The sequence below is a fragment of the Nostoc sp. FACHB-888 genome (assembly GCF_014696655.1).
In the GTDB taxonomy this organism is placed as follows: Bacteria; Cyanobacteriota; Cyanobacteriia; order Cyanobacteriales; family Nostocaceae; genus Nostoc.
The window spans coordinates 55,726-80,119 of record NZ_JACJQM010000018.1; the positions used below are offsets into that span (position 1 = coordinate 55,726).

18 protein-coding genes and 1 pseudogene are annotated in these 24,394 nt (G+C 40.0%); 12 read left to right on the top strand and 7 right to left on the bottom strand.

Features of this window, described 5'->3' with window-relative positions:
* Nucleotides 1–354 precede the first annotated feature (354 nt).
* Nucleotides 355–696, bottom strand: a complete 342-nt coding sequence (locus tag H6G26_RS13925; RefSeq protein WP_190729822.1) for a 2Fe-2S iron-sulfur cluster-binding protein — start codon at nt 694–696, stop codon at nt 355–357.
* A 13-nt stretch (nt 697–709) separates the two neighbouring features.
* The gene (locus tag H6G26_RS13930; RefSeq protein WP_190729823.1) at nt 710–2,872 is read right to left on the bottom strand and encodes a Tex family protein; all 2,163 of its coding nucleotides are present in this window, start codon (nt 2,870–2,872) and stop codon (nt 710–712) included.
* Between the two features lie 459 nt (nt 2,873–3,331).
* Between H6G26_RS13930 and H6G26_RS13935 the strand changes: the two genes are divergently transcribed.
* The 8 genes from H6G26_RS13935 to H6G26_RS13970 all read left to right on the top strand — a co-directional run bounded on the left by H6G26_RS13935 (nt 3,332) and on the right by H6G26_RS13970 (nt 12,219).
* The gene (locus H6G26_RS13935; protein ID WP_347242463.1) at nt 3,332–3,694 is read left to right on the top strand and encodes a hypothetical protein; all 363 of its coding nucleotides are present in this window, start codon (nt 3,332–3,334) and stop codon (nt 3,692–3,694) included.
* Between the two features lie 1,302 nt (nt 3,695–4,996).
* On the top strand, nt 4,997–5,242 hold the full coding sequence (locus tag H6G26_RS13940; protein ID WP_190729824.1) for a hypothetical protein: 246 nt from the start codon (nt 4,997–4,999) through the stop codon (nt 5,240–5,242).
* Nucleotides 5,243–5,595: 353 nt separating this feature from the next.
* Nucleotides 5,596–5,979 carry an EamA family transporter gene (locus H6G26_RS13945; RefSeq protein ID WP_190729825.1) on the top strand — a complete coding sequence of 128 codons (384 nt, stop codon included), beginning with the start codon at nt 5,596–5,598 and terminating at the stop codon, nt 5,977–5,979.
* Between the two features lie 33 nt (nt 5,980–6,012).
* Complete coding sequence (locus H6G26_RS13950; RefSeq protein ID WP_190729826.1) at nt 6,013–6,369, top strand: EamA family transporter; 357 nt, start codon at nt 6,013–6,015, stop codon at nt 6,367–6,369.
* A 90-nt stretch (nt 6,370–6,459) separates the two neighbouring features.
* The gene (locus tag H6G26_RS13955; RefSeq protein ID WP_190729827.1) at nt 6,460–7,764 is read left to right on the top strand and encodes an NAD(P)/FAD-dependent oxidoreductase; all 1,305 of its coding nucleotides are present in this window, start codon (nt 6,460–6,462) and stop codon (nt 7,762–7,764) included.
* Nucleotides 7,765–7,803: 39 nt separating this feature from the next.
* Entirely contained in the window at nt 7,804–8,628 is an 825-nt protein-coding gene (locus H6G26_RS13960; protein ID WP_190729828.1) for a glycosyltransferase family 2 protein, read from the top strand.
* A 546-nt stretch (nt 8,629–9,174) separates the two neighbouring features.
* Nucleotides 9,175–10,647, top strand: a complete 1,473-nt coding sequence (locus H6G26_RS13965; RefSeq protein WP_190729878.1) for a TldD/PmbA family protein — start codon at nt 9,175–9,177, stop codon at nt 10,645–10,647.
* 231 nt (nt 10,648–10,878) lie between these two features.
* Nucleotides 10,879–12,219, top strand: coding sequence for a TldD/PmbA family protein (locus tag H6G26_RS13970; protein ID WP_190729829.1), 1,341 nt, complete (start codon nt 10,879–10,881; stop codon nt 12,217–12,219).
* A 70-nt stretch (nt 12,220–12,289) separates the two neighbouring features.
* Here H6G26_RS13970 and H6G26_RS13975 read toward each other — a convergent pair whose 3' ends face one another.
* From H6G26_RS13975 to H6G26_RS13990, 4 genes are all read right to left on the bottom strand, one after another.
* Nucleotides 12,290–12,730 (bottom strand): pentapeptide repeat-containing protein, encoded by a 441-nt coding sequence (locus tag H6G26_RS13975; protein ID WP_190729830.1) that lies wholly within the window; start codon nt 12,728–12,730, stop codon nt 12,290–12,292.
* A 537-nt stretch (nt 12,731–13,267) separates the two neighbouring features.
* Nucleotides 13,268–14,281: an aspartate carbamoyltransferase catalytic subunit gene (locus H6G26_RS13980; RefSeq protein WP_190729831.1), complete on the bottom strand. Its 1,014-nt coding sequence runs from the start codon at nt 14,279–14,281 to the stop codon at nt 13,268–13,270.
* Nucleotides 14,282–14,427: 146 nt separating this feature from the next.
* Complete coding sequence (gene mgtE, locus H6G26_RS13985; RefSeq protein WP_190729832.1) at nt 14,428–15,780, bottom strand: magnesium transporter; 1,353 nt, start codon at nt 15,778–15,780, stop codon at nt 14,428–14,430.
* Nucleotides 15,781–16,485: 705 nt separating this feature from the next.
* A complete protein-coding gene (locus tag H6G26_RS13990) occupies nt 16,486–17,541 on the bottom strand; it encodes a hypothetical protein (RefSeq protein ID WP_190729833.1) in 1,056 nt (351 codons plus the stop codon).
* Between the two features lie 850 nt (nt 17,542–18,391).
* Between H6G26_RS13990 and H6G26_RS13995 the strand changes: the two genes are divergently transcribed.
* Entirely contained in the window at nt 18,392–21,598 is a 3,207-nt protein-coding gene (locus H6G26_RS13995) for a glycoside hydrolase family 15 protein (RefSeq protein ID WP_190729834.1), read from the top strand.
* A gap of 19 nt (nt 21,599–21,617) precedes the next feature.
* Nucleotides 21,618–21,994, top strand: a pseudogene (locus H6G26_RS14000) (GxxExxY protein).
* Nucleotides 21,995–22,108: 114 nt separating this feature from the next.
* On the opposite strand, the gene H6G26_RS14005 reads toward H6G26_RS14000, so the two are convergent.
* Nucleotides 22,109–22,423: a YkvA family protein gene (locus H6G26_RS14005; RefSeq protein ID WP_190729835.1), complete on the bottom strand. Its 315-nt coding sequence runs from the start codon at nt 22,421–22,423 to the stop codon at nt 22,109–22,111.
* A gap of 368 nt (nt 22,424–22,791) precedes the next feature.
* On the opposite strand from H6G26_RS14005, the gene H6G26_RS14010 reads away from it, so the two are divergent.
* Complete coding sequence (locus H6G26_RS14010; RefSeq protein WP_190729836.1) at nt 22,792–23,520, top strand: MotA/TolQ/ExbB proton channel family protein; 729 nt, start codon at nt 22,792–22,794, stop codon at nt 23,518–23,520.
* A 41-nt stretch (nt 23,521–23,561) separates the two neighbouring features.
* Complete coding sequence (locus H6G26_RS14015; protein WP_190729837.1) at nt 23,562–24,260, top strand: biopolymer transporter ExbD; 699 nt, start codon at nt 23,562–23,564, stop codon at nt 24,258–24,260.
* Nucleotides 24,261–24,394: the final 134 nt, after the last annotated feature.

Consider the following 24,394-nt stretch of genomic DNA (forward strand, 5'->3'; position numbering starts at 1 on the left):
GGTTTTAGCCTCTCTTGCAAGATAGAATTTCCTTCTACCGTTAGGCCGATCATTGAGAAAACAATAACAGCTTTTGTATGGGCGTAATATTATTGTATGGGAGCATAGCTATGCGCCCCTACTCTGTTTGACAAATTGCAAAACTTACAAGTGCCATGAACCCTTTTTTATAAAGGTGCATTAAACAAATTTAACGCACCACTACGAATTTAAAATTAATATCATGTTCGCCAAATTACCCATAAAAAAAGAACTCTACCCCAATCCCTCTCGAAAAGTGGGGCAGGGAGACAAAGCACAGCTTTGACAGGGTGGGGTTCTTCGGGTTTAATAAGCAATCAAGCAAATATGAGATCACTCAGATTTCCCAGACTCAGGCTGATAGTAAAGAGCCGATTTATACAAGATTTGTTCTTGATGGGTTTCTAAAGTGCAATTAGACAAGGGGTAAGTTACACAAGTAACAACATAACCAGCCTGTACTTCATTTGGGCGTAAAAATTTTTGTTCACTTTGATCAACTTCACCGCTAATGAGTTTGGCGACACAAGCAGAACATTCGCCTTGTTTGCACCCAGATGGTAGACGGATACGAGCATCTTCCGCTATATCCAGAATATATTGATCATCTGGTATTGGAATGGTACGATCTAATCCCAGTGTAGGATTGATGAACCGAACTTGATAAACTGCCATTTCCTGTTTCTAACTATTGTTTAACTGCTTTCATCGACAAACTAATCCGCTTGAGTTTTTCGTTGATTTCTAACACTTGCACTTTGACAACTTGTCCGACTTTAACCACTTTTTTGGGATCGTCTACAAATCTATCAGCCAGTTGAGATATATGCACCAAGCCATCTTGATGTACACCGATATCCACAAAAGCGCCAAAGTTGGCGACATTTGTGATCATTCCCTCTAGTTCCATTCCTAGCTTTAAGTCCCTAATTTCTTTAATTCCTTCTCTAAAGGTGGCATACTTAAACTCTGCACGGGGATCTCTACCTGGTTTTTCTAGTTCGCTAAGGATGTCGCGCAGTGTGGGTTCGCCAACGCTATCGGTAACATATTTCTTCAGGTTGGTCTTTTTAAGTTTTTCGGCAATTTCTGTCACCTGATTTAATGGCACATTTAAATCAGATGCGATCGCTTCTATTACAGAATAACTTTCTGGATGCACTGCTGTATTATCCAATGGGTTATCACCGCCGCGAATCCGCAGAAAACCCGCCGCTTGTTCAAAAGCCTTTGGCCCCAGCTTCGGAACCTTCAAGAGTTGTCGGCGATTTTTAAAGGCTCCATTCTGGTTACGATAGGCAACAATGTTATTGGCAACTGTTGCCGTAATCCCAGAGACAGAAGTCAGAAGTTCTTTGGAGGCCATGTTCAAGTCTACGCCGACGTAGTTAACGCAGCTTTCTACAGTCTCATCCAATTTCTTTTTCAACAACTTCTGATCGACATCGTGCTGATATTGTCCCACACCAATAGATTTGGGATCGATTTTCACCAGTTCCGCCAGAGGGTCTTGCAAACGGCGGCCGATGCTAATTGCACCGCGCACGGTAATATCTAAATCGGGAAACTCTTCTAGCGCTACAGTACTGGCAGAATATATAGATGCACCAGATTCATTTACCATTACCTTAACTGGTTTGCGTTCTATGGTTTGTAATACTTGCGTGACAAACTCCTCTGTCTCGCGGGACGCTGTACCGTTACCAATGGCGATTAACTCAATCTTGTATTTTTCAATCAGATTTTTGACCGTTTGTGCAGCTTTAGCGCGTTGTTCAGCCGCTTGGTGAGGAAAAACCGCTTGGTATTCCAAAAATTTCCCGGTTTGGTCGAGGACAGCAACTTTACACCCAGTTCTAAATCCAGGGTCTATCGCCAGCGTTGGTTTCATTCCTGCTGGTGCAGACAGTAGCAACTCTCGCAGATTAGTTTCAAATGTCTTGATTGATTCTATGTCTGCATAAACTTTAATCTCAGAAATTACCTCTCCCATTAGAGAGACTTTCATCAAACGATTGAATGCATCCTTCAACATCACTTGATAAAAATCCCGAATTGTCCGAACTTTGGTTTTAATTTCTTTCGACTCAAGATAGTAAAGTACTGTATCCTCATCAAAAGCAATTTCAAAGCTTAATACTTTCTCCGTTTCACCCCGACACAACGCCAACATATTGTGGGGTGCTATATTTTTTACCTTAATTTGATAGTTACGGTACATCTCAAATTTGGTTGTACCTTCAGGATAATCATCTTTGATGCGGGAGACAAATACCCCTTCTTCGAGAAGATAATCGCGGATATATGCGCGTAATTCAGCTTTCTCAGCCACTTCTTCCGCTAAGATATCAGCAGCACCTTTGAGCGCTTCTTCTGCTGTTTTTACTCCCTTGGCTTCCGAAATATACTTAGCCGCTTCTGCTTCTAAAGAAATTGTTGTAGTAGTATTTTTTACATTTAATGATTTGATTAATTCCGCCAGTGATTCGAGTCCTTTTTCTCTGGCGATAGTGGCGCGGGTGCGTCGTTTTGGCCGATAGGGTAGATATAAATCCTCAAGTTCAGTTTTTTGTAAACAGGATGAGATTTTGGTTTTAAGTTCATCTGTGAGTTTACCTTGTTCTGCGATCGCATTTAAAATTACAGATTTTCGTTCTTCCAGTTCTGTTAAATAAGTATATCGATCAGCCAGTTCACGTAGCTGCACTTCATTCATCTCATCAGTGCGCTCTTTACGGTAACGTGCAATAAAGGGAATCGTTGCACCCTCCGCCAAAAGTTCCAGCGCATTTTGCACTTGATGGGGTTTGAGATTTATTTCAGTTGCCAGTAGTTGAGGAATGTTCAGCATTGAGTGTCTAAAATGAAAAAATGAAAATGCTACTTTTTAAGGTAATATGCTAGATGCTTATCCTGACGCAAGGTCAAAGTTTTAAGCTAATTTACCAGATGATTGCTCACAAGAGCGCAATTAGTAAAATAGACAAAATCCACTCAATCCGTGTGGGTAAACAAGAGTCTATATAGCATAGCGCAGCTATACTGAGTTGGGACGGCAGAGCAAACATCACCAAAAAGTGTGTATCCTACTCTTAAAGCTTGCTACGTCCAACATCGATCACAGAAAAAGAAATTATTTGCCAAGCTTTTGAGTGCTTTTTCTCTGGTAATCATTACAGCGTTTCTAGATCAGATGGAGTACATCCTCAAAGTTTAGGTATCGCCATACCTAACTAGTATAAAAGCGCAATATCAATAGGTATAAGTTACAGCGTTTCGTAATCTTGACTTTTTATAATATTTATTTCGCTTGACTGTTGTCGCTAAAACCTTATTGGATGTAAAATTAACCACACTTCCAAAAACAATTTCAATTTGTTTTATAACCATAACAACTTTTAGTTCAGAAATTTGTACGATGCCTTTGTTTTTCTTGATACCACTGTGTACTGCTTTAGCCATTGGCTACTTCTTTAAAAAGAGTAGTGATGAAATTGCATATATTGCAAGTGTATTTGCAGTTATTAGCTTTATTTTCAGTTTAGTATTAGCACCCTGGCAGATTCAGTTTGGATTGCTAATCGTTGTCTTAATGATTACTAACAGACTTTTACAGGAAAATGAGTCCAAGGAAACTGAAGCTACTAGAAAAAAAACTAGAGAAATTAAATAATTTTAACTACCACGAACTAGTTATTTTTCAACTTTAAACTGCTAAAAATGATATAGGAATCTGTTTTGATTTCTAAAGTTATTTGCTTAGGCAGAAAGTAGGGAGCGGAGGGTGGAGAATAGGAAATCAGCCTTTTCGAGTTGTATGGAGTTTTTTGGAAAATCAAATATGAGTCCTATATAAGACAGCTAATTTATAGGAACCCTAAATTATTCATGAGATTTGTAAACGATGTTTTTGTTCTTTTCATCCTTAGCGTACTTGGCGGTTCGTCATCATCCAAATTTCTCCCAACTCAGATAAGATTGCTATAAGAGAATTCCAAAATACAACCTTCTGGTTTACTTAAACCTAACCTAATTTTAAACTAAGTTTTGTCCGACATATCTGAATTTGAAGATTTTCGTGGGTAAATAGAAAACAATTCAGGCTCTCGATTAATATTTAGAAATTTTTTGGATCTAGTGTATTTTTATACTAACGTCTCAATTATTTACGCTGTTGTTAAAGTTTCAAATTTACTCTCCCAACTCTTAGCTTTGCACCTTTAGAGTTTGATCCTAAATTCCTACATCTGTAAGGTTATTAGCTAGAAAGTGGTAGACAAATGTACAAATTCTTAAAAACAAAGATTCATCGAGGGGAAAGTGCAGATTTTATAAAGTTTTTGTTTAAGTATATTTCCTTAAAATGAATTTTTGATGAAGTATGGCGATAAATTTGCAACACTGTTTTCTCGTGGTATTCTAGTAAGTGATTATATGTAAAAATAAATTATGAGATAAAGCTCTAATTAATATTACGTATAGTTTAGAAAAATTAAATTAAAGCAATACTAAAGATAATGTAAAAAAATCTCAAGCTCCCTTAAATCAATGTAAGCTGCAAGTTGATTGATCACCAAAAGCTAGTTTACATTACCCCTTAATCTCGTCAAAAATTCCATTTTGACATTCAGTAAAATCACTTGAAAATCTGTAAATTACATTACTGTGGAATTATCTATCTATAGTTGACCTTTTCAGGCAGACTTCTGTTAATTCTTGTGTTGCGGTGTCCGAAAATAACACCTATACACACTCTATTTGAGTACAAATTTTTCTTAATCGCCTTAGTTTCCAGCCGAGGTTACAGATATGTCTGTGAGCCTTGATAAATTCTGCGGTATGTCAGTAAACTAATTAACATTTTTTGGAGAAAATTTAAGAACATTTATCAATCTAGCTTAGTTTTGATGCACAAGTTAATGCTTTGAGAAATTGAGTAGTGTCTTCAAGAGGATTTCTACAGAGGATACAACTGATGAAAGTTAATCGATGGGTTAATCAAAAATTCTGGAAATCCATTATTATTCGCTTAACTCCCTCTGTTGAACATACGGGTCTAATCCAAGTTCAGCATAAGCGATGCCTTAGGGCTAAACTTTGTCCACAAATTTGTGGAAAACCAGTCAATCTTCCTTATGTCTGCATCTACTATGATATAGATATTGCGATCGCCTACGGCGGGCGGATACGCAATCTCACTAAAACTAGTCTGGAAGCATAACTGGCTGATACGTAATATATCTGTAATTTGCAATTGAGCAAAGCCTAAATGATTGTGCCAATTGCCAAGCCAGGAACAAATTTAGCATATTCTACTCCGATAATATCGGACGTTGGCATAATACAGCAACCGTCTTACAAGCTATATAGTATATAGTTGATAACTCTTGGATATAAGCTTCGATGATTATTTTGATATTAGCCACTTCAACATAGCTTTACTAATTTTTTTGTTTATTTACTGAAGTGAAAGTCGAATTGCACAGAAGGTTTGACCGAAATCCGAAACGTTCAAAACAATGGGCTGTTTACTGCCCGGTTCATAGCTGCTATCTCGATTGAGGCAAATTTACTATGAAATCTATCCCGCAAGTTTCCAACTTTAAAATAATTCCTTATATTATCTTATTTGTCAGTATTTTATTTAGTATTTCTGGGCAGTTGCTAATGAAATATACCATGAGCCACACAGGTGAGGGACTATTTACTTGGGAATTTCTTCAAAAATTAGCATTAGCTATTACTGTTTATTGCTTAGGAATAGTAAATTGGATATTAGCTTTGCGCTCTGTAAAATTGAGTATTGCTTATCCACTGACTAGCTTAAATTATGTCGGCATACTTTTCGGCTCATACTACTTTTTTAATGAAGTAATTACATTAACTCGAATAGCAGGAGTAATTACTATTTTTTTGGGTGTTCTTTTAGTGGTTATTCCACTGAAAAAATCCACATAAATTTATAGAAAATTGCATAACAAGGATTGACAAATGAACATCATTACTTGGTTAGTTTTAATGCTTGTAGTTTTATTCGGAACAACAGCTAACGTATCACTAAAATATGGACTTCACATTTCTAGTCCTACTAAAGGAGCAAGCGCATCTATTCAAAATCTATTATTATCTCGTTATTTTTGGATTTGGTTTATCTGCTATACATTTATGACTATTTTGTGGCTTTATGTGTTGCGAACGATTCCTCTGAGCCAAGCATTTCCAGTTTTAGGATTAATGTATGCATTTATACCGATTGCTTCTCACTATCTTCTAAAAGAGCAGGTTATATTTAGCCAGTGGTTAGGAATTTCTATTATCATAACTGGTGTAATTCTTGTTGTAAATTAATGGCTCCAAAAGTAGAAAACAAGGCTATTAATATTAAAGTTTTTTGAAAATAAATCTCACAAATATCCTTACACAAGTTCAATTTAATTTATGAATATAGGCATCATTGGTGGCGGTATAACTGGACTAGTATTAGCCCAACGTCTTTCAAATCAAGGACATAAAGTAACTGTATTCGATAGTAATAAGCAGCTTGGTGGACTTACCACTTATCATGATTATGGCTTATTTACCTGGGATCGCTTTTATCACGTTATCCTCCCTTCTGATACTCATTTAATAAATTTTCTTAGAGATATTGGTCTTGGAGATAAACTGCGTTGGCATCGCAGTTTAACAGGCTTCTACGACAATCGAAAATTTTATTCTATCAGTAATTCTATAGAATTTCTCCGTTTCCCTCTGTTTGGACTTATAGGTAAAATCAGATTAGCTTTTACTCTCTTATATGGTTCACGCCTGAATAATTGGCGGCGTTTAGAGAAGATATTAGTTGAAGATTGGTTATTGAAACTCGGTGGTAAAAGCACATACGAAAAGCTTTGGAAACCCTTGCTTTTATCCAAGTTAGGAGAGAACTATAAGCGAATATCAGCAGTTTTTATCTGGGCTTATATCAAACGACTATTTTCAGCGCGGGATTCTTCATTAAATAAAGAACAATTAGGTTATGTCTCAGGCGGTTATAAAACTGTTTTTGACCATATAGAAGAATTAATCTATGCGGCTGGAGGCCATATCCACACAGGTGTTGCGGTGGAATATATCGCACCTCATCCAGAGGGTGGAATGTGGGTAGAATATCACGGCAAGAAGGAGCATTTTGATAAAGTCATCTTTACTGGCCCAGTTAATATTTTGCAACAGGTTGCCGCTAAAGAACTGGTAAAAGTTTCAGACACTGGAGAAACAGTAGAATACCTGGGCGTAATCTGCATGGTACTTATTACTCGCAAGGCTTTAGTTCCTTATTACGTAGTAAATATTGCCGACAGAAATGTTCCCTTTACTGGAGTTATCGGTATGAGTAACTTAGTTTCTTTGCAAGAAACAGAAGGATATCACATGACATTCCTACCAAAATATATACTTTCCACTGACCCGTTATTAAAACAGCCCGATGATGAATTGCGCCAAGTATTTTTCCAAGGTATACGTTTGATGTTCCCAGAACTCAAAGCAGATGATATTGTCGCAGCACACATTAATCGAGCTATTAAAGTACAGCCACTACAAGTTTTAAATTATTCAAGTCTTGTTCCAAAAGTGAGTACTGAAAACGATGATTTTTTCGTCGTCAATACCTCACAGTTGGTCAATGATAGCGTCAACAACAACGCAGTCGTCCGACAGGTCGATGAATTTCTCAAGAAATCAACATTAATGAATTCTTGAAATTTGAAAATGAGATTTTGAAAATCACACGAGGTACTTATGAGTCTTTTTGTTCTTTTACCCGCATACAACGAGCAAGAATCAATTCGCCCCTTGTTTAAAAAGTTCCAGGTATTGCAGCAAATCTCTAATATGGAGATAAAACTGATTCTTGTTGATGATGGTAGTAGGGATACAACTGCTCAGACTGCAATACATGAAGCTCAATCACTGGGGATATCATTAAAATTAGTTCAACACACCAAAAATGGTGGTTTAGGTCAAGCAATTAAAACAGGTTTCACGACTTTCTTAGAAATTTCTAAAGAAGGCGATTTTTTAGCCGCGATGGATTGCGATAATACTCAACCACCAGAACTGTTAATAAAGATGTATGACACCATGATAGCTGGTAGCTATGATATTGCGATCGCATCGAGATATCGAAAAGGCTCTAAAGTCATAGGCTTATCAAAATTTAGAGAGATAATGAGTTACGGCGCAAGCTGGCTTTTTAGAATTGCAGCTCGTGTTCCAGGTGTAAGAGACTACACTTGTGGTTACAGACTGTATAATCGTAATTTAGTTAGTAAACTGGATATGTATTATGGGGACAGTTTATTCACTGAAAGTGGTTTTGCTTGTATGATAGATTTACTATTGAAAGCCAAAGTGCTCAAACCAAAAATCGTAGAAATTCCAATGGTTTTGAGATACGATCAAAAACCGACTGCCAGTAAGATGAAAATTCTTAAAACTATTACTCGAACCCTAAACGTCTTGTTTAAGAATTTATCATCGACAGGGCAAACTTCTAATTTAGCTAATGCTTTCAATCAGCAAGAAACAGCAAGAATTCCACTAAAAATGACAAATAGAAAATAAATCTGAGAAGGATAGTCTGGATTAAATTAAGCTAATCAGCAAACAAGATTGCATATTTCCTAGAAGTTAAGTAATCAGGAAGTTTCTGTATTGTGACCAGAGTGAGAGCATCTTCTAGCTGTGACTACCTTCGTTGAAAAGAGCGTGAGTTAAGTATATATATAGGTGCATTTCTTTTTACACCGACACCGCCAATCAAAAATGCGAACTTTCAAAATCTCAGCCCGCCTTTGCGGGCTTTGTTTATATATAGGACTTAGGCTGCACTTTCTGAAACTCTTATTTCTCCATGTCCTCTGCGGTAGCCTGCGGCAAGCCGCTTCTCTACGAGACGCTCCGTGAATGCATCTACGATTTTCCGTTAGCTGTGCGTAAGTCCTGATATAGCCCCAAACTTCTAGCTAAGACAAAGGGCAAAATCCCTTTGTTAGGAGGGAAATCCACACTGCCTTTTTACCAACTGTAGCTTTCACTGATTTGTTAGACTTGAACACACCAGGATTTATCAGTCAAATCTCTGAATTACGCCAGCAGACGAGGCTACCCATGCTTACAAGTACGCTACTTCTCTCGAATCAACTTCCCACCCTCCAATATTCCTCCACACCAGAGCGTTTCGATGAAACCTGGGAAGCCCCCCTGGCTACCCTCCTGGGATTAGGACGCGCCGCTGGCGCTGACTTCATCGAATTATTTTTAGAACGTCGCAACTATATTAGTTCTCTTGCAGAAGACGACTCCATAACTAGTATTTCACCCAGTCTGTCTACAGGCGCGGGAGTCAGAGTATTTCGCGGCAAAGCCGATTGCTATGTCAGCACCAATGACCTTTCTTTTTCTGGTTTGAAAGCAGCTTTAGAAAAAGGTCTTTCTATCCTGGGACTGCAACTACCTACCCCTAAAGCTTTCATCCCAGAAATCAACCTGGAATTATTGAGAGATTACGCTACTAAGAGAGGCAAAGATGCCTGGCTACCAGTATGTAGCTCCATCCAAGAAATGGGAGAAGTCCTCCTTGATGGTACTGCCCACCTGAAGCAAAAAGCTAGCCACATCCAATCGCGCCGTGCTAGCTATTTCCGAGATTGGCAAGAAGTTTTAATCGCCGCCAGTGATGGTACTTTTGCTCGTGACATTCGCCTCACCCAGTCAGTAGGATTTAACCTCCTGTGTGCTGATGGTGCTAATCGTGCTTCTATCGGTGAACGTGCGGGGAATACTAGCGATGCCAACTTCTTGAGAACTTGGGATTCTCAACAAGCCGCCGAAAAAATAGCAGAATCTGCTGGCAAAATGCTCTACGCAGATTACGTAGAATCGGGTACTTACCCGATTATTATGGCTAATCACTTTGGCGGAGTAATTTTCCACGAAGCTTGCGGACACCTGCTAGAAACTACTCAAATTGAACGCAATACCACTCCCTTTGCTGACAAAAAAGGCGAAAAGATTGCCCACGAAAGTCTGACAGCCTGGGATGAAGGTCGGTCTGACAATGCCTTCGGGACAATTGACATGGATGACGAAGGTATGCCTGCTCAAAGAACCCTATTAATTGAAAAAGGCGTTCTCAAAAACTTTTTAGCAGATAGAACAGGTTCTGCACGCACCGGACATCCCAGAACTGGAAGTGGACGCCGCCAAAATTATACCTTTGCTGCTGCAAGCCGGATGCGTAATACTTATATCGATTCCGGGGAATATAGCAATGAAGATTTATTTGCCTCTGTTGATAAAGGTATTTACTGTAAAAAGATGGGTGGTGGTAGCGTTGGTGCTACAGGTCAATTTAACTTTGGTGTAGATGAAGCTTATTTGATTGAAAATGGCAAAATCACCAAGCCGTTAAAGGGAGCAATTCTTATTGGTGAAGCTAAGGAAATTATGAACAAAATTTCTATGTGTTCCCAAGATTTGGAAATTGCACCAGGTTTTTGTGGCTCTGTAAGTGGCAGTATTTACACCACAGTAGGACAACCCCACATCAAGGTTGATTCTATTACCGTCGGTGGACGATAAGAATTTTAGAATTTGGATTTTGGATTTTGGATTGCAATATTCAAAATCCAAAATGCTCAAGCTCTATAATTTTTGTGTGAGTTAAATCTCAAATCTCAAATCCCAAATTGTTGAACTGTTACCTCAGTCATAACTCTACGAGATAAATACAAGCCGTAACATCCAAAATCTAATATTCAAAGTAGAATCGCTTCCAATCAAAAATCTACAATCCAACATCCAAAATCGACTATGCCAAATATCAATGAAATTGCAAATTCTGCCAAGGACAATGCTGATAAGCTTGGCATTAAGAAATTCGACATTTATGGCTCAACAGTAGATGATACTAGCGTGCAAGTAGACCAAGGTGAGCCAAAACAAGTCAAAGCCTCAAATCGCTCTGGTGTTACTGTTCGTGTCTGGAATGAAGATAATACAATGGGTGTCACCAGCACCACAGATGTACACCCCAAAGGACTGGAATTAGCTTTGAAAACTGCCTACGAAGCCAGTTTTTTTGGTGTTAAGGAAAATGTTCCTGATTTTAGTCCAGAAGCTACTGTTCCTATTGCAAACAAACCTCAAGATAAAATACCCCAAGCACCTGTTGCTGAACTCATAGAAAGATTGTTGGTAGCTGAAAAAGAATTACTGGCAGCTCATCCAGCCATTAAAGGTGTGCCTTATAATGGGTTATCGCAAAGAGATATTGACAGGTTTTATCTTAATAGTGACGGTGCAGTGAGAACTGAATCTCACTCCTTAGCATCAGTTTATCTTTACAGCAAAACTGAGGAAGAAGGGAAAAAACCTCGCAGTGCAGGCGCTTTTAGAATTAACCAAAGTTTAGACAATCTAGACATTAATGGTTGCATCAAAGAAACCGCAGATAAAACTATCAGTCACCTGAACTATGAAAAAATCAAAACTGGTAAATATCGGGTTGTTTTCTCACCGGAAGCTTTCTTAAGTCTGTTGGGTGGTTTTTCTAACTTGTTCAACGCTCAAAGTATTTTGGACAACCAAAGCTTATCTACTGCTGATGATTTAGGTAAGCAAATTGCTTCTCCTCTGCTTTCAGTTTTTGATGATGCACTTCACCCAGCTAACATTGGTGCAGAAAGTTTTGATGGTGAAGGAACTCCTACTCGTAAAATCTCACTGATTGAAAATGGTGTTTTAAAAAGCTTTCTCCACAGTGCAGGCACTGCCAAAAGGTTCAATACTCAGCCAACAGGTAATGCCAGTATTGGTGCAAAAGTTAGCGTTAGCCCCAATTTTTATCACGTTTTTACAACAGCATCTCCTGAAGAAGAGTTAAGCTTAGAAACTGCTGAAAATGTGATTTTTATTGATGATTTACAAGCTCTCCATGCTGGAGTTAAATCCTTGCAAGGTTCCTTCTCTTTGCCATTTGATGGTTGGCTAGTTAACAAGGGTGTCAGGACGAGTATTGAGTCAGCAACTGTTGCTGGCGATTTCTTGGAACTCTTAAAGTCAATTATTTATGTAGAGAAAGAAGCTGAGTTAACGCCAGGGGGAGTTTGCCCGAAAATCTGGGTTAATGAACTGTCAATTACTGGTGAGTAAAAGTTAAAAAGTAGAGAGTTAGGAGTTAAATTAAACTCTTAACTCATTACTTTTGCATAATGAGTGATCATTAATATTCACCACCTACGCTAATGTCAGTATTAAAAACGTCAGCACCAGTTAAATCAATATTAGCCAAAACTGCGCCATTTACGTCAGTATTATATAAATGAGCATTACTCAAATCAACATTAGTGAGATTAGCATTATTTAGGCTAGTACCACTGACAAAAGCATCTGTAAGATTAGCAGACTTCAAATTGGCACCAGTTAAATCAGCACCTTCTAAGTTAGCATTTTCAAGGTTAGCTCCTTTTAGGTTGGCATTTCTTAGGTCAGCACCTATTAGATGAGCGCCTTTCAGGTTTGCTCCTGCTAAATTACATCCGAAACATTCTCTAGTTTCCAGCAAGCGCCGGACAGAGGCGGAGTTTTCTGCTTTGACGGAAAGGGGAGCAGCTAAAGATAGCGTGCTGAGTAAGGCTGCTGCCGTCAAAAAAATTGCTTTCATATTTACCTCTGACACTTCTAAAAGTCATTAAAATTTTGACTTCTACGTTCCTAGTGTCCCAAAATTTCAGAATACTGCCCTCATGCGATCGGAGGAATATATAATATCTATGAGAGTAGGTATTCTTCCGTAAGGTAGTCCGATGGGACTAATATTAAAAGGTTGTTAGCAATAAGTCCGCAGACTATTGCGAAGGAATAAGAGTTTCAGAGAGTTTTTGCATAAGTGCTATCTGACACCCCCAAACTGCTGTTATAGAATAGACAGAATGTGGAAGTACGAAATTTGCCTACACGATTATCGAGTGAAAATGTATTGCCAAGATTTACCTTGAGCCTATCTTGTTATATAATGTCTGCTTGATTAGTTATTAAACCCGAAGAACCCCACCCCGGCAAAGCTACGCTGTCTCCACTCTTCGCAAGCGACGAGGGGATTAAGGGGGGGGCAGTGCGGTCTTCTCCCCAAGTGGAGCATCCTGCGTGTGGGATGCAATGACTGTGGGAATCGTAACTAATTCTGCGGACATGATATTTATTAAGTTTTGCCGCTACCTAACAAATACAGCAGTGCCATGCGAACGGCGACACCGCTAGTAACTTGCGATTGAATCAGACTAAATTCTGGGTCATCCATCAATTCAGAACTAATTTCAACACCACGATTGACTGGGCCTGGATGCAAAACTTTGACGTTAGGTTTACAAAGTTGCAACTTTGTGCGTGTAATGCCGAATAGCTGATGATATTCTCGCAAACTTGGCAGCAAATGAGCCGTCATGCGTTCCTTTTGCAGGCGCAAAGTCATGACAAAATCGGCATTTTGTAAAGCTGGTTCTAGCTGCCAATGTAAAAAAAGTTGGGGAGTGGGGGAATAATTCCTAACTCCTAACTCTTCAGAGATATACTCGGCAAATAATTTGGGTAAGAGAGTGGGTGGGGCTGCCAGATGCACTTCGGCACCACTGGCAATTAAACTCCAAATATTAGATCGCGCCACGCGAGAATGAAGAATATCGCCAACAATGGCAATTTTTTTATCCTTTAAAAGTTCCAGCCGGGGACTAGCTGGGTCAATTAGAGTACAAAGGGTAAATAAATCTAGCAGTCCTTGGGACGGATGCTCATGTTGACCATCACCAGCATTGAGGACACTAACTCCTACACCGAGACGATCCATTTCAGCCGCGATCGCATTTGGTACTCCTGCTTCTCGATGGCGGACTACCATAATATCAGTTCCCATTGCCAAATAGGTCTTCGCCGTGTCGAGAATTGTCTCTCCCTTAGTCATAGAGGAAGTGGCTGCGGCGAAGTTCAGGGTATCTGCACTTAAGCGTTTCGCTGCGAGTTCAAAACTACTGCGAGTCCGGGTAGAAGATTCAAAAAATAAATTCGCCACCACCTGTCCCTGCAAGGTTGGCACTTTCTTCGTCCGCCGCGATAGCACCTCTTGAAAACTAGCAGCAGTTTGCAAAACTGTATCGTATTCAGTGGTAGTAAAGTCAGCCAGGGAAAGAATGTGATGACGATTCCAGGTATTAGTAGGCATAGATTTTGGGGAGTGGCCAGCAGAGGGAGCAGGGGAGACAAGGGGACAAGGGGACAAGAGATGAGAACTTGAAACAAGTCTTTCCCCTTGCCCCCAATTCTCCTTGTCCCCAAGTCCTCTTGCCCAATGCCCCATTCCCAATCCTTTCAAGTTGGTAAATGGAAAGTGTTTAAAGCTAGAGAAATTAGGCTGAGGAATGTTAAAAACCCAATTGTATCTAGCATTGTAGTCACTAATGGGCCACTAACCAAAGCAGGGTCAAGTTTCAAACGTTTCAAACCCATTGGCAGTAAAGTGCCAAGTGTAACAGCCACTATTGTATTAGTTGCCATTACCATTCCGGCAATTAAAGCCACCCATCGCTCTTGGGGCCGCGCCCAAATTAAGGAAAGTAGGATCATCGTTGCAGCTAAAACTACGGCTGTGCCTAAACCTGCTAGAAGTTCTTTGCGAAGAATTTTCATTGTATCTTTGGGTGTTACCTCGCCCACTCCCAAGCCGCGGATTGTTACCGTTAATGATTGAATACCAACAGTACCACCAGTGTTAGAAAAAATCGGCATGATCACTGCTAAAACTGGCACTGCGGCAATTACAGATTGAAAAGGCGCGATCGCACTGGCTGCACCAATATATAGTGCCATAATGCCCAACAGCCACGGCAAGCGGTTGCGGATGGTAAGCAGGGGAGAGGATAAAGCTGCTTCATCACCACTCACACCCGCCAGTTTTTGAATATCTTCTGTGGCTTCCTCTTCCAAAATATCCATGACATCATCAATGGTGACAATGCCAACCAACCGATCTTCCCGATCAACTACGGGGATAGCGATTAAGTCGTAGCGCTGCATGATTCGCGCCACTTCTTCTTGAGGGGTTTCGGTTCTAACCTTAATGACGCGATCGCTAGCAATATCCTTAATGAAAACATCGGGAAAAGTAAACAACAACTGACGCAGTGAAACTACTCTTACCAACGTCCGGTTGTCGTCTGTGACGTAGGCGTAGTAAATCGACTCTTTGTCTTCGTCCTGACGACGGATTTTACTTAAGGCTTCACCTACAGTCAATCCTTGCCGCAACCGGACATATTCGGTTGTCATCACTCGCCCAGCAGTACCTTCTGGATAGCCGAGAATCGTTGCTGTTGCTTGCCTTTGTTCTGGACTCAGTTCTTGCAGTAGCCGTTTGATTACCCCAGCAGGTAGTTCATCAAATAATTCTGCCCGTTCGTCGGGACTCATCGCTTCTACAAGTTGCGCTACTTGGACATCATGCAGAGAATTAAGTAGTTCTTCCTGCACCTCTGTTGGCAGATATTCAAATACATCGATTGCCTGAGCTTTGTTGAGTAAACGGAATGCGATCGCGCGTTCTTTCTCAGGCAGTTGTGTAATGTAATCTCCCACATCCACAGGTTGCAAGCGATTTAAATCCCATTTCAACTGGTTTAAATCGGTAGTTTCTGTCAGCAAATCACGAATATCTTCTGTGAGCATGAGATATATCTCCTAAGTCTCCCCCGCGCTGGAAGACTTCCTCGCCAGCTCAGAGGAGGTTGATACTGCCATCTGGTGGACTATTGCCCATAAAATTTCAACAACTCAATATCGATATCTAAGTTAAGGCATCGCTAGTCATCATCCTAACCCGGAATAGCGCTTTCCGGTAAATACTGAATCTTAGCATTGAGTATTTATACTATTTACCACTAATAGCTAATTTAATTACCCTGGAATTTAGGTAATTTCCGTCTAGCTTAAAGTAGATTTTACTATTGCTAAAAGCTATGTGTCTTGCGAATCAACGAATTTTATCGCAAACTTTATAGAGTTAAAATATTTACAACACTATTAAGTGATCTCTTGCATCAAGCAACTTTATGTATAGTCACCTGGACGACGGAGAATCAGAAATGGGTTGGCAGGTTTCACTTCATAGTTGCAGTAAGGTGTTTGAGCTTTGGCGTAGGCGTAGCCCGCACTTCTCTACGAGACGCTGCGCGTAGCTTGCTTCCACGTTCGCGGAGCGTGCCGTAGGCAAGTGGTACGACAAAGCTCAGTGACCACCGTAGGCATCGCTTTCCACTCAGTATCCTGTAAAATCAGGATTGTGTGATGTTTCTGAGTATCATGAGTAGGCGATCGGATTGCTACAATCTCTCCATAGTTGAATAAAGTTGAGCTTAGTGCTATTTAATTTTATTAGTTAGAAGAAGTAGGGTTGGCGCAATACAAGGAGTAAGGGTCGTTGTAATTGTGATGAGTTGGTTTGGTTCGTTCTGTTTGTTCTTTTCGCGCTTTGCTTTCACAATATTCCTCTAAATTAAGACCTATTGTGTATTCTTCTGTTGCTCTACCATATTTTGATCTGTTTTCTTGAAGTCTTTTAATAGAGTAAGAACATACCCAGCGAAATACTGGATAAACGTCTTTTCTAGTATTTAATAAAATTGGTTTTCCTGGTACAATCTCATCCTTAGCAGTTTTATCATAAGTTCTTTTTGCTATAGCTTCTTGCTCCATTTGGCTTCTAATTTTATCATCTTTGCATACTCCTTTCATATTAATTTTTTCTTCGTCATATGATTCGGTAATAAAGTCAGTAAACAAGGGATTAATCTCTACACTAATACTCTTAGAAGTTGATAACTTGTTATCTTTTTTTATTTCATAATTACAATTAAAGGGTAGCTGCTGTTTATCTTTATTCTCTTCATCTTTTACGGCTGATATATTCCCTATAGATTCATTTCCATCTTTTTCTAACTCTAGACTTTCTTTTATTTTATCGTTAAACAAATTACAAATCTGAGTTGAGTTTATTACTTCTTCTTCTTTAGAAGAAATTCGAGGTATTATTAAAATTTCTCGAGGAGTGGAAGAGATAATATTGTCTCCTCCTTTTATTTTATAGTTACAAGTAAATGATGGTTCTTCGTTAGTTTCACTTTTTTCGTTAGTTTTCCACGAAGTGGAGCCTACTATTAATTCATTAATTCCTAAATTAACTTTTGTAGTGTATCCTTCACAGACTTTTGTCAAAAAGTTAGAATCAGTATTTGAGGCATTTTGAGGATTTATAAACTGAAAAACACTAAGCCCAGACAAGGATAATAAGAAGGCAGTGAGTAAGTTACCTATTATGGGATGCCTAGATGCATATTGAAAGATAAGAGGATTAGTTAGTGATCTTATAACTAAATCTGGGAGTTGTTCAAAAGGATTGGGATTATTGGGTGGAGTAGGAGTATTAGACATAGATTTACATTGGTTGTTGGAATTATCTAAGTTGTTAGAGAAGCAACGCAAACAAGTTTATTGTGATGGTAGGCAAAATATTACCATCTCTAAATAAATAATTAGCAACTTTTAATCAGCAATAAATCTATCAAATTCGTCATTATATAATAGAAAAAAATTTGATTTTTAAGCAAATTAAAAATTGTAGAATTCTTTAATGTTGACATCCTCCATACATTAATTTGGAGTACTAAATGAGTATGTGGGCTTCCCAAACTCACAGATGGGTATTCCTACTTCATTTGTCACATCTACGATGCCCAGTCGCTCGATAACGATACCCCTAGAGTCAATTTGACTGCGAGTCGTGTATAAAAATGATAAGATTAGAAACTTTACCTGTTAAAACATTGGAAAAGTGATATATCAATGCAATTAACTGAGAAAATTCTAGAGATAACTACAGTAGCTCAATATAGATTCCAGAAATCTAAATGAGAAGGCACTCCAAACAGGCTAAAATCAGTACTGACTTTAAATAAAGTTATAATAAGCACTTATGTTTCAGATCGGCAATAGTTCCAATGGTAAGCTAATGAGCATTTAAGTTGCATAAAAGCAGGGATAGAGCCGCTTACTAGAAGCGAATCGATCTGGAAAAATGAATGACGATTAGCTTACCAGCACAATTTTGCCGTTAACTTAACTTGGGAATGTACTCAGAGGGGTATTAACAGGAGATAATAATAAACTCACACCACCCTTAGCTGTTGTCCCATCAACCATTACAGAACTTGTTCTGGCTTGGTTTAGGTAATTCACTTCACAGTTATAGGGTCGAATTTTGCAAGTAGTTCTGAACCAAATCATGAAAACATCTACCAATTTGCGAGCTAGTCTGGACTATTACTACCAGCAAATCAAAACGATCATTCTGACTCGGCAGAATCCGATTACTGGTTTGTTACCTGCTAGTACAGCGATTACAGCCCACGGCGATTATACCGACGCCTGGGTGCGAGACAACGTTTACAGCATTTTGGCAGTTTGGGGTTTAGGACTTGCATACCGCAAAATTGACGACGATGAAGGACGCACCTATGAACTAGAACACAGTGTTATCAAACTGATGCGCGGGTTGCTCTTTGCAATGATGCGACAGGCTCATAAAGTAGAGACATTTAAACATACTCAGTCGCTACTGGATGGACTGCACGCCAAATACAATACTGCAACTGGTGACATTGTTGTTGGTGATGACGAATGGGGACATTTGCAACTTGATGCCACATCTATATTTTTGCTGATGTTGGGGCAAATGACGGCTGCGGGATTGCAAATAATTTATACGATTGATGAAGTGAATTTCGTCCAAAATTTGGTTTACTACATTGGACGAGCTTACCGCACACCAGATTACGGCATTTGGGAACGTGGTAATAAAATTAATCGTGGTAGTGCTGAGTTAAATGCCAGTTCCGTAGGTATGGCAAAAGCTGCTTTAGAAGCTATCAATGGACTGGATTTGTTTGGTGTGCATGGTAGTCAAGCATCAGTGATTCATGTGCTACCAGATGAAATTGCCCGCGCCCGGATTACCCTGGAATCATTATTACCGAGAGAATCTGGTTCTAAAGAAATTGATGCGGCGTTGTTAAGTATTATTAGTTATCCTGCCTTTGCAGTGGAAGATTTGCAATTACGCGATCGCACCTTAAACGATATTATCAATAAACTCGCAGGAAAATACGGCTGCAAACGCTTTCTACGCGATGGACACCAAACCGTTTTAGAAGATAATCATCGTTTGCACTACGAACCGTGGGAACTCAAGCAATTTGAGCATATTGAATGCGAATGGCCGTTATTTTTTACTTATTTAGTTCTCGATGGATTATTTCGCGGCGAGCAAGAACAAGTTAAAAAATACCAAGAGCTTTTAGAATCATTACTCATAGAACAAGGTGGTTTACGTTTACTGCCAGAACTTTATTATGTTCCAGCCGAAAACATAGAAGCAGAAAAGTTAGCACCCCAAACGCAACCACGTTTGCCCAATGAAAATGTTCCCTTGGTGTGGGCGCAAAGTTTATATTTTCTCGGTCAAATGTTGAGTGAAGGGTTACTGGCAATTGGTGATATTGACCCTTTAGGAAGACATTTATGTGTGGGAAAACAGCGCGAATCTTTAGTACAAATTGCTTTATTAGCAGAAGATGAAAATTTACAGAATAAACTAGAAGTTCACGGAATCGAAGCACAAACTCCTACTCAAGTAGAACCGATTCAGGTGAGAAAAGCTGGAGAATTTTCCGCTATTTATACCCAAATTGGACGTAACGATAAACTTGGTTTAACTGGGCGGCCAGTGCGGCGGCTGCGGAGTTTAACAACATCGAGAATCTTTCGGATTAGCGGTGAAACAATTGTATTTTTGCCTTCATTCTCAGACTCTCAACAGTTTTACTTAACTCTTGATTACCATTTTCTGCTGGATCAAATTAGAAGCGAACTCGCTTACATTCAAAAATATTGGAGCGATTTAGGTCGTCCTACCTTGACTTTAATGTTGACGCACACCATGTTAGAAGCAGGTTCGGAAGCATTACTGGAATTGATGCAAGAACTGAAAGATGGTGTTTGTAACGGTGTGCGGGTGAAATTAGGGCGGCTAAATCAGCTAATGCTGACAGCTGGAATCCAAAGAATTGATTTTCTACCCAATGCAGAATTTTCGCGATCGCCAGTGAAAAATGCTAGTCCACGTTGTTATCATTTGGCTTATCATCCTGAGAAAAACTGGCGCTTAGGACATACCCAAGAATTTCAGATGGAGTGTGAAACCAACTTCGGATTATTACTTTCTTATTTACGCTCATCAGAAAATATCTACGAGCAAATCGAGTTATTGCAAACTTTAACTCGCTTGCAAGGAATGGAATTTGATACAGGGTATGGCGGCCCAGGATATCTTGTCACCGTAGGCGATTTACTTGATGAAGTTTACACCAAAGCTGGAGATTTAGGTATTTGGGCAGTAGTGCGCCGGGCTGCGGGGTTACGGCAAATGGTTGATATTAGCCTATCAGATGCAGTAACGAGTATTTTGGTGCGGGGTAAGCAAATTGCTGTGGGTAAAGCTTACAGTGAAGCGTCCTTGATTAGCGTACCCATGTCTCACGATGAAATTGCCGATAAAATTAATCATTTTTGTCGTGAAGATATACGCGATCGCGTCCTCACTCAAGAGATTTTAATCTATGTTGGCATCTTAATTCGCTCAGAACCCGAACTATTTCAGGGACTACTAACGGTGAGAGTCGGCTATCTCATCTTATTGATAACCAGCGAACTAGCGCAGGAATTACACGTCACCCAAGATGAAGCATACGATTACTTAATGCAACTTTCACCCTTTGAAGTTAAAGTGCGCTTGCGTCAGGTATTAACTGGATATACTGGCATGAGTAACCTATTGCGCCAGCAAGAATCACTGCACGTCAAACAAAAAGAAAGCGATATTGCTTGGGTGGTGTTACCAGGAATAGGAGAAGGAATAGAAGTTCCGCCGGGTGGTTGGCGACGGTTCCGCCAAGCCGAAGGTGCGACGGGGCGTGTACCAAAAGAATTTTTTAAGCAAGTTTGGCTATTAATGCAACATTGCAAGGGTCTAGTAATTGGGGATAAACTAGAGCGCCGCAATCGTTTAGATAGTGAGATAATGTTATCGGAAATGACAGCAGGAGAAAGAAATTTTGCTCTGTTAGTCGAGCATTTGCTGAATAAAATTGAAGCTCCAGAATACCGCCAAGTTAATATTGAAGCATTAATAGAATTAAGTGCGATCGCAGCTAATAATCCCAAACTGCAAATTGAAGAATATATTGTATTGGATGTGTTAATTGGACATGCAGTACGATTGGCGTGGCTAGAAAATCATAATCATCGCAGCGATCGCTATGATGAGGATAAAGCGAGTGCGTGGCGATCGTTTTACAATACTTCTCCTAGAGATTGCGCTAGTTATATTTTGAAGGCGTTCAGGTTCTTGACGGAATTTGTGAAAGATTTTTAAACGCAGAGGATCGCAGAGGATGAGAGAGAATAAGTTGAGTGGGGTGATTATTGGTTGTGCGATGAGGGTGCATACTGCTTTGGGGCCTGGTTTGTTGGAGTCGGCTTATGAGGAGTGCTTAGATTATGAGTTGAAGAAGGCCGGGTTGAATGTTGGTAAGCAAATCCATTGCCTTTGGTTTACCAAGAAGTGAAATTGGAATGCGTTTATCGATTAGATTTGATTGTTGAAAACCAAATAGTTGTAGAGATTAAATCTGTAGAATCCTTCCACCCCATTCACTCCGTCCAACTCTTAACCTATCTCAAACTAGCAAACTGTAAACTAGGTCTTCTCCTCAACTTTAACGTCCTCCACCTCAAAGAAGGTATCAAACGCGTAGCCAACAACCTCTAACTCTCCCTCTCCCCCCTCTCTCTCTCCGCGAACCTCTGCGCTTCCCTCCGCGTTCCTCTGCGTTAAAAAAAAATACCCCCACCTCACATCCCAAAAGCAGGGGTTTCATTAAAACTACTTAACCGAAACAGCATCAACATCAACAGTGCTTGCACTAGAGGTAGAACCCTCAGCAGTATTAGATGCTTCAGTACCCATCTCACCCTTACGAGCTTTCCAGCCCTCAATTACTAGCCCAGACACCTCAGAAACTAGCAGAGTCAAAAGGAAAACATCATCAATCTGTCCCACAACGGGTATAAAATCTGGAAGAATATCAAATGGGCTGACCAAATAGGTGAGTGTTCCTAAAATTACCCACCAACGGTACTTCGGGTTACGAAGCACACTGCGATACCAGGTGTAAAGCGATTCGATTGAAAATTTCATATTTTGAACCTCCAGTTATCTTTTATTTTGACAAATTATCCTAAAAACTTCCGGTGCGAATAACCGCCCTAGTTAGTATGGAAGACGCTACTCGTAATCTGTCATCAAATACCTATTCTGTTATTTTCCATAAGAGTTTAATACCGCAAGGGTTTGATAATTACAACGTCTAGTGATTGTAGTAATTCGGAATTATGGCAATCCAGCAGCAAGTTTGTCCAGCAGCTAAGTCAAATACCCCATACTTGCAGTGTCTTTTTAGCTTTTCAGTAAATTTATATTTTGGAAGTCCCTCATTTTGCATTAATCTCTACAATTAAAATGCCTTAGCACATTTGCTTTAGTCATGGAGGGAGGAAACTTAAACAGTGGATATTTTAGATTTATTTTATAAGGGCGGGCCAGCAATGTGGCCTCTGCTTGTTCTATCGGTTCTGTCTTTGAGTGTGATTTTTGAGCGTCTATGGTTTTGGTTGCGAATTTTGACTCAGGAAAAGCAAATAGTCAATCGCATCCTGGATGCTGCCCAGGATAATTGGCAAGTAGCTGCGGACATTGCAAGACAAGCAAGCCATCAGCCTGTCGGGCGTTTTCTCTACGCCCCTTTACGTTTAGCGAAAAGTAATGCGGAAACCTTTCGACTAGCACTTGAGTCCACAGCCGAAGATGAATTGGCTGGGATGCGACGGGGCGAAAAACTTTTAGAAGCCGTGATTGCCCTCGCGCCGTTGCTGGGATTGTTAGGTACCGTTTTGGGACTAATCCAGTCTTTGCGCTCAATTCGGATTGGCGACTTGGGAACTGAATCTACCGCCGGAGTAACTACTGGTATTGGTGAATCCTTAATTAGTACGGCAGCAGGGCTAATAGTTGCCATTATTAGTTTGGTATTTTATCGCCTATTTCAAAGTTTTGTAGTCAACCAAGTCAAAGTTTTTCGGAAGGCAGGGAATGAAATGGAATTGCTCTACCACCAGTCCCCGCCTGACTTTAGTAATAGTACATCAGTAATTGTGCGGGAAAATTTCACCCCACCCCGCAAGCCAGGAAAGAGTAGATTGCCTGAACCACCTGAACCCCCGAATTTACCTAATTAGTCAAGAATTCAACCCTCAAACCAGGCGTTTAAATTGAGAAAATGAAAGTTAATCTACATACCCCAATTGAAGAAGTCCAAATTCAAATCATCCCTTTAATTGATGTTGTTTTTTGTATTCTGACGTTTTTTTTGTTAGCGGCACTGCAATTTACCCGACAACAGGCAATAAATGTTGATTTGCCCAAAGCCAGCGCCAGTTCAGTATCTGGAATAACATCACAGAGTGGAAGTCTGATTGTAACTATCGATGCCGTTGGCAGTACTTACATAGAAAAACAGCCTGTAAAACGGGACGATTTGGGAGTGGCGTTAAAACAGTATCTCCAAGCAAACCCTAATGGGGTTGTGGTGCTGAATGCTTCACGGACAGCAATTTACAATGATGTTATTGAAACATTAGACTTGCTACGGCAAGTAGGAGGCGATCGCGTTTCTTTAGGAATTATTCCTGGCCCATCTCAACCACCCGCAAACTTACTCAACCAGCCTAATATCCCCTCTTTCCCAATCGATCCTGGTGCTGCACCGATACCCACAACTGCACCATTTCCAGGAATCAATCCCGAAGGGAATCTTGCCCCTAAATTTCCCTTAGCACCTGATCCTGTACCTCTTCCTGGCGTAAGTCAGCCACCAACTGGGCAAGGCATCAATCCTATCAACCCTGGTATTTCCAACCCACCAGCATCTCAAGCGCCTGTACCACCCAAACAACCCCAACCTCCTCTTAAAAGATGAGATAGGGGTATGGGGGATGGGGCATGGGGCATAGGGCATAGGGCATTGGTATTTCTACCCCTGCCTCCTCTGCCTCCCCTGTCTCCTTATCCCCAATCCTAAAGATATCTAAAACAAAATTCAGTTAGCAATAA

Coding starts and splice junctions, on each gene's coding strand:
- H6G26_RS14005 (WP_190729835.1), bottom strand. CDS start 22,423: ATGAAATTTTCAATCGAATCGCTTTACACCTGGTATCGCAGTGTGCTT.
- H6G26_RS13955 (WP_190729827.1), top strand. CDS start 6,460: ATGAATATAGGCATCATTGGTGGCGGTATAACTGGACTAGTATTAGCC.
- mgtE (WP_190729832.1), bottom strand. CDS start 15,780: ATGCTCACAGAAGATATTCGTGATTTGCTGACAGAAACTACCGATTTA.
- H6G26_RS13990 (WP_190729833.1), bottom strand. CDS start 17,541: ATGTCTAATACTCCTACTCCACCCAATAATCCCAATCCTTTTGAACAA.
- H6G26_RS13970 (WP_190729829.1), top strand. CDS start 10,879: ATGCCAAATATCAATGAAATTGCAAATTCTGCCAAGGACAATGCTGAT.
- H6G26_RS14015 (WP_190729837.1), top strand. CDS start 23,562: ATGAAAGTTAATCTACATACCCCAATTGAAGAAGTCCAAATTCAAATC.
- H6G26_RS13975 (WP_190729830.1), bottom strand. CDS start 12,730: ATGAAAGCAATTTTTTTGACGGCAGCAGCCTTACTCAGCACGCTATCT.
- H6G26_RS13930 (WP_190729823.1), bottom strand. CDS start 2,872: ATGCTGAACATTCCTCAACTACTGGCAACTGAAATAAATCTCAAACCC.
- H6G26_RS13925 (WP_190729822.1), bottom strand. CDS start 696: ATGGCAGTTTATCAAGTTCGGTTCATCAATCCTACACTGGGATTAGAT.
- H6G26_RS13960 (WP_190729828.1), top strand. CDS start 7,804: ATGAGTCTTTTTGTTCTTTTACCCGCATACAACGAGCAAGAATCAATT.
- H6G26_RS13940 (WP_190729824.1), top strand. CDS start 4,997: ATGAAAGTTAATCGATGGGTTAATCAAAAATTCTGGAAATCCATTATT.
- H6G26_RS13965 (WP_190729878.1), top strand. CDS start 9,175: ATGCTTACAAGTACGCTACTTCTCTCGAATCAACTTCCCACCCTCCAA.
- H6G26_RS13995 (WP_190729834.1), top strand. CDS start 18,392: ATGAAAACATCTACCAATTTGCGAGCTAGTCTGGACTATTACTACCAG.
- H6G26_RS13945 (WP_190729825.1), top strand. CDS start 5,596: ATGAAATCTATCCCGCAAGTTTCCAACTTTAAAATAATTCCTTATATT.
- H6G26_RS13950 (WP_190729826.1), top strand. CDS start 6,013: ATGAACATCATTACTTGGTTAGTTTTAATGCTTGTAGTTTTATTCGGA.
- H6G26_RS13980 (WP_190729831.1), bottom strand. CDS start 14,281: ATGCCTACTAATACCTGGAATCGTCATCACATTCTTTCCCTGGCTGAC.